The following is a 1,748-nucleotide window of genomic DNA, read 5'->3' as shown; positions in this document are numbered from 1 at the left end:
CCAAAATATCTCTTCATAAAACAGATGTAAACCAGACCCAGCAACAGAACAACTACCGATAGGTAGAGATAGCCATGATTCAGACAGAATAAATATCCTATTATAATAGTAGCTTGAACCGCCATATAGACAGAGGAAACCACCACATGAGGAATCTTCAACTCATTCGCCATAAGCTGGTACAAATGCTTGCGGTGAGGCAAACCGATATTCTCATGAAGCATCAGGCGGTGAATGATGGTCAACACGCTGTCAACACCATAGACGGACAACAGGACAATCCAGCTGAAATCTCCTGTCTGTATTATCAGCTTGCCCAGCAGAAAAAGAAGAATAAAGGCGATACTCACAGAACCCACATCACCCGCAAAACATTTTGCCCGCTTGCGGAAGTTAAAGAAACAAAAGACCACGACAGAACAGATCACCGTATAAATGAAGTCACCTTCAACAAAAGGGATGATTTCCGCATTGATGATCGCCAGAGCAGTCAGCACGACCAAGGAATAACCACCCGTAATACCGTTGATCCCGTCCATGAAGTTATAGGCGTTGATGATACCCGTGCAGACAATCAAGGCAATGACAATCCACCACCAAGGTAAGGAAAACAGGCCCCACTGGCAGAACATCAATCCCATGGCCGAGAAATGGAAAAGCAATCTCGTTACCTGCCGGGTGGACTTGATATCATCCACAAAGCTGATGAACGTGACCAGCGTCAAGGCAAGCATGAACAAGGGATATTCAAAGCCACTCGTCAGAAAGCAGGCCAACGCACCGAAATAGAAGATGATGCCACCGCCGCGCAAAGTGACTCTTGTATGGGAACTCCGTTCATTCGGCTTGTCAATAATATTGCATTTATCAGCAATCTTAAAATAAAAAAGTTCCGCCACGAAGAGCAGAACCAAAACCATCAGATAGTACATGCTTATACTGTCCCACTTTTAATTATCAATTCTTTAATTTGAAAACGACCTTATCGTTTTCACGATTCCCTCCTCCGCACGTACAGGCATCCTCTCAATACCCAAAGCGGACTTTATCTTCGCATTGCTCACCACATAGTTCTCCGTCAGCTTGCGCAGACGTTCCGTATTCAACGGAAGATGAAGCAGCGTCCCCAACCCGGCGCATCCTTCCATCATGCGCCGGTCCATCCTCCAGATATGAGGCCTGCGACCCAAGACTTCACACATCAGGGCAATCAGCTCATTCGTTGATAGAGCTTCATCGTCACCCATATGGTAAACACCACTCGCAACATCCCTGGTCAGAAGGCCTTCCACCACATAGCAAAGATTGTCAATCGAAGTGAAAGAACGCCTGTTCTCAAAAGCTCCCAAAGGCCAGGGAACACCTTTCTTCACCACATTATAGAGCAGGTTCAGATTCCCCTTGTTGCCCGGACCGTGAATCATGCAGGGACGGAGGATATACACCTGTTTCCCGGAACATCTCCCACCCTCCTCTTCCCGGAAGGAGGAATGCTCCTTTATATACTCTTCCGCAGCAATCTTGCTCTCCCCGTATGGCCCTCTCGGAGACGGCACCACATCCTCCGTCAGCACATCCCCCACCACACTGTCGGCGGCAGCCTTTACGGAACTGAAGAAGATGAACTTACCAGCAGACGATTCCATAAAGAAATCGAATATCTTCTGGGTCAGACCGGTATTGATATCAAAATACGCCTGGGCGGCAGACCGGTTCTTCGTATCGTGGGCCTTGCCCGCCAAATGAAT

2 protein-coding genes are annotated in these 1,748 nt (G+C 47.7%); both read right to left on the bottom strand.

Annotated elements, in window-relative coordinates; translation table 11 throughout:
• On the bottom strand, window positions 1-932 hold a 932-nt coding region (locus tag HMPREF9446_RS11555), incomplete at its 3' end, for an MraY family glycosyltransferase (protein WP_039969250.1).
• 33 nt (window positions 933-965) lie between these two features.
• Window positions 966-1,748, bottom strand: a 783-nt coding sequence (locus HMPREF9446_RS11550) for an NAD-dependent epimerase/dehydratase family protein (RefSeq protein WP_009125848.1), incomplete at its 5' end; no start/stop codon positions are given.

This window comes from Bacteroides fluxus YIT 12057 (assembly GCF_000195635.1).
Lineage (GTDB): Bacteria > Bacteroidota > Bacteroidia > Bacteroidales > Bacteroidaceae > Bacteroides > Bacteroides fluxus.
The sequence above is the reverse complement of the archived record's forward strand: the minus strand, read 5'-3'. Positions and strand labels throughout refer to the sequence as shown.